This window comes from Nocardiopsis alborubida (assembly GCF_012396365.1).
Classification (GTDB): Bacteria; Actinomycetota; Actinomycetes; order Streptosporangiales; family Streptosporangiaceae; genus Nocardiopsis; species Nocardiopsis alborubida.
The window spans coordinates 55,352-61,351 of record NZ_JAAXPG010000040.1; the positions used below are offsets into that span (position 1 = coordinate 55,352).

Below are 6,000 nucleotides of genomic sequence, written 5' to 3' on the forward strand. Positions count from 1 at the left end.
CGACACGTGTCTTCGCTCGGCACGAGGAGGCCCGCACAGGGCGCGGACCCGCCGCCGTGGCCGGATGTGGCCACGCGAACCCGTGTGGTCTGCGTAGTCACACCGGAGGGGCAACCAAGCGGGCGTCCAAATACAAAAGCCTTCCGAAAAAGCCGCAGAACAGATTTCATCTCTCAAGGAAGAACTTGAGACTGAGGAGGCCACGGAATATGGCTAACTCGACTCCAGAGCCACTGAGCTGGCTAATGACCTCAGCAACGGACCAACCCCCGAGGTAGTTCAACGACTCATCGGGAAAGGATATATCAACTGGTCTTGCTTCAACCTCGATGGAGACGTGGGGGCCATGCCCACCGATGTCGATCCTGATGAAATAGCAGATGTTCTCGTCGAATACCCTAGAAACCCCGACGAGCACAAGGGTGAACTCCCTGAAGCTATCGCCCTACTCAATAACATCGGCCTGGTCGCCTTTGATGGACAAAAAAACGGAGGCACCTTCAGCAGCGAGGAACTCCAGTTCCTAACAGGTTTCTATGATGCATTGGAAGAGGCGGGCGGGACCAACCCAGAACATCCCTGCACTTCCTACAACGGAGATCAAAGCTACGGAACCCCACTCGTGGGAGGAGAGGCACAAATCGCCGATGACCTTCCCATACACGAACCTGGGGACGCACTTCTCAGGATAAACTCAGAGGCACGCCAGGAGTTCCTACAGATCCTGCTCATCAACGAATAACTGGCACCCAATATCCTGACCTCGGCCATCGATCACGAGCATCGGAGCTTGAACGGGGCACTTCTCTCTGGCGATTATGCGCCGAACGTGTACAGCGATGAGGAGGAAGGAAGGGATGATCGACGTTAATGACTTCACCGGGACAACCGCTCTTGCAACAGACGAGAACGGAAACCAAACCTTCCCGCAATCCATCCTCGACTGACCGAAAGGGCACCCGAGCAGGAGAAACTAAGTGCTCGATGTTATTATCGAAGCCTCTCGGCAGGAAAATCTGTCAGAGGTGATCGAGGAATACATAAACTCCTACCAGAACACCTACGAGGCGCGCAACAACTAAGGATACCGATGAGAAAAAAGAACCTCGCTTTGATAGCGGGTGCTTCTGGTGTCAGCGTAGCCGCCCTGGTAGCCGGGCTGGTGGTGGTTCCCCGCCTATCACCGGAACCGCCAATGATCGATCATCGTACTGCGGACGACCTCGGTGTCCGTGCATCGGGTGAGGTCAGATACCTACGCGAGTTTGAGGACATCGAACCGAACACCGACGTGGAGATCACGCGACTGGTGTGGGCGAGAGCGTCCGCCGTCGCCGTGACACCCCACGGAGTGACCGGCGTCGGGCCATCCGACGGGGAGCAGCGATGGCACTACCTCGTTCCCGGTACCGACGTCGCCGTGGGTTTTCCTGGCGGAGGCGAGTACATCGCCGTCGCCCACACCGAGGAAGGCCTGTTCGAGGACCAGGTGAACGAGGTGCTCCTCGATCCTCTGACCGGAGAGATAGAGAACCGGACGGTCCTCAGCCCGGCAGGGGAAACCACGACCCCGGAGGACGTGGTCGCCCACGGCAGCGAACACTCACGTCTCCTGTTCCTGAAGGAGGAGGGGCAAACGTTCCTGGTCGCTCAACGGCGGCAGGACCAGGAAGAGCTCTGGCGTCTGGATCCAGCGGACCTCTGCGGCGGTGATCCGCCGTCCGAAGACGACGTCCGTCTCGCCAGTGGTTCATCGAACGCCTATCTGTCCGTTCTGTGTCACGGACAGGGGGCTGCGCGAATCGCGGCACTCGACTTCGGAACCGGTGACCTGGTGTGGGAACGGGAGTTCACTGCGGAAGGCCTGGATTCCCCACCCGAGCTCCTCCTGGCCGACTACGGCACCGACTACGGTACGGACACCGACGCCTACGCCCGCACCCTCTCGGGAGAATTCGGTTCGAACTACCTCTACCTGTCCGACAAGGATGGCGGGACCTTCGGGGCGGACCTGTGGGGGATCGAAGCGGTGGCGGACGTTCTCCCCTCACCTGGAGAGGACACTGGCGAGGCCCCCGAGGCCGTCGTCGTGGGGCATCCCGACACCGTCAATCTGACGGTAGCCCTCCGAGGTGCGGCGCTGCTGGTCGAAACAGGTGCCGTCGGCATCGATGAGTTCGATGATCACCTTCTGTACGAGGATGACGAACAGATACGGCTCATCCGGGATTCCCTGGAGCGGTCGGGCGTCCACTCCCTCAACCTGGTTCTGGACGGCCTGTCCCACGTCGGGTAACGGATCGTGGATGTAGCACACGCCCATGGCCATGTGAATGGCGGCGCACCCGGCCGGGGCGTCGTGTCGTCCCGGACCGGATAATGGGTACCGCGTCCCGGACCGAACCTCGGCGTCCCCGGGACAGTCCCACCCCGTGCCCCGTGCCCCCGTGGCTTCCCGACCGACCCCGTCGTCCCCCGAAAGGCAGCTCCATGCGGCGCCCCCTCGCCCTGACCTCGGCAGTGTGCCTGCTCGCCCTGACCGCGTGCACCGGCACGTCCGGCGACTCCGGCGGCGGACCCGGGACCGCGGAGGAACTGGCCGAGGAGGGGTTGTCCGGCCTGGCCCTGCTGCACCGGGGCTTCGAGGGCGGCGATCCGGAGGCCGCCCAGGTCCTGGTCTTCCACGACCCCGAGACCGGGCAGCCGCTCCAGCGGATCGCGCTGCCCGAGGGCGCGGTCGACCCGATGGCCCGGGACCTGTCCGTGCACGCGCAGTTCTCCGCTGACTGGACGTACTTCGCCTACGTCACCGAGGAGCCCAACACCGTGCAGGTGGCCACGCTCACCGACCCGCAGGAGTCCGGCGCCGAGGAGGTCTCCTACCAGCCGGTCGAGTCCGTCCCCGCCTCGGAGGGGGCGGTCCTGTCCCGTCCGGTCATCAACGGCGACCGGCTGTGGTTCGTCTCCGACACCCCGCAGGACGGCGTGCCCCCACAGGTGCTGTCGGTGCCGCTGGAGGCACCGACGGGCACCCCCAACCAGGAGGGCAGCCTCCTGATCGGCGAGAACCAGCGGCCCAGCGACTGGGCGCTGACCCCGGACGGGTCGCTGCACATCCGCAACAGCGTGCAGACCCGCCAGAGCAACGCCGTCGACGGCGGCAGCCTCGTGGTTCGGGAGACGGCGGACAGCGTCGTCAACGCGACCCTCAACGTCGACGGCAGCCAGTGGCAGACCTTCGACAACTCCCTGGTGTGGGGCGGGGGCACCGCCCTGCTGCGTCCCGACGCCCCCGCCGACGGCGGGGAGCCCCCGGCGGGCGCGTACCTGGTGACGGTGGAGGGACAGGGACACACGGCCACACGGCTGCTGGAGGAGAGCGACGGGCCGGTGGTGCAGTACGCGCCCTCACCCGAGCGCGACGCGGTCCTGCTCCAGACCAGCGGGTCCTGGCACCGGGTGGACCTGGCCGGGGGAGAGGCGGGAGAGGCCGCGGAGCTCTTCCCCCGCCTCCACGACTCGTCCATGGACGGCTGGCCGCTGGCGGTGCGCTGGGTGACGGAACCGGTGACCGCGGACCCGAGCGCGAGCCCCGGTGCGGACGGCGGCCAGTGAGAGCGCCGACGGCCCGCGTCGGCCGAACCCCCGCCCCGGCCGGGTCCGTGCACGGCGGCGTCCGACCGGACCCGTGGCCGGAAGCGGTCAACCGCCGCGCCTGGGACGCTGCCTGCGATCGGGCCGATCGCCGCCCACCGGCCAGTGTCACAAGAAGCGCACCTCCGTTGACCGAGAGGTGCGATCCTTACTATCGTCCGTATTCTCCCCTCTTTACCGTGGCCACACGAATCCCCACTCGCACACGGTCCGAGACGGCGAAGAGGCGGCCCCTTCCACCCCCAACTCCCGGGAAAGGCCCAGATGTCCCACGTCGGTCTTGAAAACGTCAACAGCCTCGCGGTCGGCGGTGAGCAGCTCGGACTGGAGTCCGAGGGCATCCGCACCCAGATGAACCAGCTCATCCAGGACATGAGCAACGACGCCGACGCCCTCCAGGGCGAGGCCCTCGCCCGTTTCCGTGAGGCCCGCGAGCAGCTCACCGAGCGCTTCGACGAGCTGATGTCCTGGTGCAGCCAGAACGGCATCAAGCTGAACGAGGGCCAGGGGCAGTTCAACATCACCGACTCCGACTCCAGCTCCGACTTCTCCCAGGCCGGAAGCGACCTCGGCGGCCTCTCCCGCCCGGTCAACGCCTGAGGCGTTCTCCCTTCCCCCGTTCTCCGCAGAAAGGTTTCCCATGAGTCAGTTCGACGTGTACGGCGACGTCGCGGGCCTCCAGGGTCTGGCCGAGGACCAGCAGGCCCACCTCGGCCGCTTCTCCGCCATCATGAGCCAGATCAACGAGCAGTCCCAGAGCACCGTCAGCCAGTGGGAGGGCTCGGGCAGCTCCCAGTTCCAGTCCAAGGCCACGGAGTTCGACACCCAGTTCTCCGAGGTCAACGCCGCCTTCGCCAAGGTGATCGCCGCGACCGGCAACACCGCGGACAACTACGGGAGGCTGACCCGCTACCTCGACGGACTGTTCTAGTAGGCTGAGCGGCGATGTCGTCCCCATCCCCCGCGTCCGCCCCGGCGGACCCGGATCCGCAGCTTCCCGAGGCGTTCCACTACACGCCCAACGAGGAGAAGTACGTCCTCCAGGCGGACGCCCTGCGGCACCGGCAGCTGCGGTCGGCCCTCATGTACGGTTCGAGCCGGTACTGGCGGCGGCGGCAGCAGGTGTGGCCCGCGGTGATCGGCGGGCTCATCCTGGTCGCACTGATCTGCGGGGTCATCGCCCTCATCGGGGCCTTCGGCAGGCAGCAGGAGGTCAACGAGGAGCGCGGTTGGGGCGCCCGCCAGCAGATGTTCCAGAGCCCGGCCACCGAGGCGCCCTCGTCTCCGTAGCACCCGGTGCCGCCTCCCCCGTCTCCTGACGGGGATCCTCCACACCACGAACACCACCAGGGGGACGCTCTCCCATGTCCGGCTCCGAGCACGCCGCTTGGGCGCCCGGTTACGGCAACCCGGCCCTGCTCCGCCAGGGACGCCGCGCCCGGATCGTGCGGGCCACGCGCTCCACGAGCGGTGCCGACGTCGTGCTCAAGGTCCTGCCCGAGCACCTTGGACGCGCCGAGCTGAACCAGCTGCGCGACCTCAGCGGGGTCCCCGGTGTGGTCCCCCTGCTGGACGCGGGGACCACCGCCGAGGGTGACCTGTTCGTGGTGCTGCCGTTCTACGCGGACGGCTCCTTCGGCGACATGCTCGCCCGGAGGGGACCCGCTCCGGTCCAGGAGGCGGCGGCCGTCTCGCGGAGCGTGGCGGCGGCGCTGGAGTCGATGCACGGGCGCGGGCTGCTGCACGGGGACGTGTGCCCCGGCAACATCCTGCGGGCCGGCCGGACCCCGGTGCTGACCGGCTTCGGTTCCGTCCACCGGTCCGGGGAGGCCCTGCCCCCGCCCGACCCGGCGACGGAGTCGTTCCTGCACTCGGCGCCCGAGGCGCTGCGGGGTGAGCCACGCACGCCGGCCTCCGACGTCTACCAGCTGGCGTCCACCGTCTGGACGATGCTGATGGGGCACACGCCGTTCTCGTCGACGGACGGAACGCCGTTCGACCCCCGCGGCTACGCCGAACGCGTCCTGACCCAGGAACCCAAGCCGGTTCCCCGCTCCGACATCTCCCGCAAGCTGCGGGGAGTGCTCACCCGGGCGCTGGCCAAGCTGCCCGAGGAGCGCTTCGCGACCCCGGCGGCGTTCGCCTCGGCCTTCGAGCAGGCGCGCGTGTCCCGGTCCGCCACGGCTCCGGGCGCGACCGGCGGCCAGGAACCCCTGAGCGGTGCGCAGGCGCCGATGAGCGGGCCCCGGACACCGCTGTCGGGGCCGCAGGCGCCCATGACCGGCTTCCAGACCCCGGCCGCGGACGCACAGGCCCCGCACCCCGGGCCGCAGCACCCCACGGCAC

Annotated in this window: 7 protein-coding genes; all 7 read left to right on the forward strand. The window is 67.5% G+C overall.

Going from position 1 to position 6,000, the window contains the following annotated elements; genetic code table 11:
* Positions 1-346: 346 nt before the first annotated feature.
* Positions 347-742 carry a hypothetical protein gene (locus HGB44_RS28790; RefSeq protein ID WP_168444189.1) on the forward strand — a complete coding sequence of 132 codons (396 nt, stop codon included), beginning with the start codon at positions 347-349 and terminating at the stop codon, positions 740-742.
* Between the two features lie 348 nt (positions 743-1,090).
* On the forward strand, positions 1,091-2,296 hold the full coding sequence (locus HGB44_RS28795) for a hypothetical protein (RefSeq protein WP_168444190.1): 1,206 nt from the start codon (positions 1,091-1,093) through the stop codon (positions 2,294-2,296).
* A gap of 194 nt (positions 2,297-2,490) precedes the next feature.
* Positions 2,491-3,615 (forward strand): hypothetical protein, encoded by a 1,125-nt coding sequence (locus tag HGB44_RS28800; RefSeq protein ID WP_061079670.1) that lies wholly within the window; start codon positions 2,491-2,493, stop codon positions 3,613-3,615.
* A 303-nt stretch (positions 3,616-3,918) separates the two neighbouring features.
* Positions 3,919-4,254 carry a hypothetical protein gene (locus HGB44_RS28805; protein ID WP_061079669.1) on the forward strand — a complete coding sequence of 112 codons (336 nt, stop codon included), beginning with the start codon at positions 3,919-3,921 and terminating at the stop codon, positions 4,252-4,254.
* A 40-nt stretch (positions 4,255-4,294) separates the two neighbouring features.
* Positions 4,295-4,585 carry a WXG100 family type VII secretion target gene (locus tag HGB44_RS28810; RefSeq protein WP_017563398.1) on the forward strand — a complete coding sequence of 97 codons (291 nt, stop codon included), beginning with the start codon at positions 4,295-4,297 and terminating at the stop codon, positions 4,583-4,585.
* Between the two features lie 14 nt (positions 4,586-4,599).
* Complete coding sequence (locus HGB44_RS28815) at positions 4,600-4,944, forward strand: hypothetical protein (protein WP_061079668.1); 345 nt, start codon at positions 4,600-4,602, stop codon at positions 4,942-4,944.
* Positions 4,945-5,018: 74 nt separating this feature from the next.
* Positions 5,019-6,000: protein kinase domain-containing protein (locus HGB44_RS28820; RefSeq protein ID WP_168444191.1), on the forward strand; the 982-nt coding region annotated here is incomplete at its 3' end.